Raw genomic sequence first — 361 nt, 5'->3', positions numbered from 1 at the left:
AACATCTGTCCGGCCTCTCACAGTTGGCCGCTAGGCAGGACTTCGGCGCCAAAATCCTCAGCGACAACCTGCACGCCCTATGCTGCCTCAGCGCCGCGCAGGAGCATGAAATCGACTTGAACCGTCGCATCAACCGAACCTTCGCCATCACGGCTCTCAAACCTGTCCTGTCAGCGGCGCTGCTCGGCTTGCGCTGGGCCAAGGCTGCTCTGAATGAAACCTTGGCCTTGATCGCAACACGTACCCATCGCGTGCGACCGGATCGCGCTAAGCCACGTCCGCCTCGTCACAAACCTCATCGACATGCTACTTACAAGGCTTTTTGATGCCTATCTGTTGGTGCTTATCTTGGGTGGATTGG

At 57.9% G+C, this 361-nt stretch carries 1 pseudogene; it reads left to right on the top strand.

Annotation, left to right across the window (positions count from 1 at the left end):
• Positions 1–326 (top strand): annotated as a pseudogene (locus J8I34_RS34480) (IS4 family transposase); the annotation flags it as partial.
• Positions 327–361: the final 35 nt, after the last annotated feature.

It is taken from the genome of Cupriavidus phytohabitans (assembly GCF_017815025.1).
Classification (GTDB): domain Bacteria; phylum Pseudomonadota; class Gammaproteobacteria; order Burkholderiales; family Burkholderiaceae; genus Cupriavidus.
Note: the sequence above shows the minus strand (reverse complement) of the source record. Positions and strands in the feature narration are given on the sequence as shown.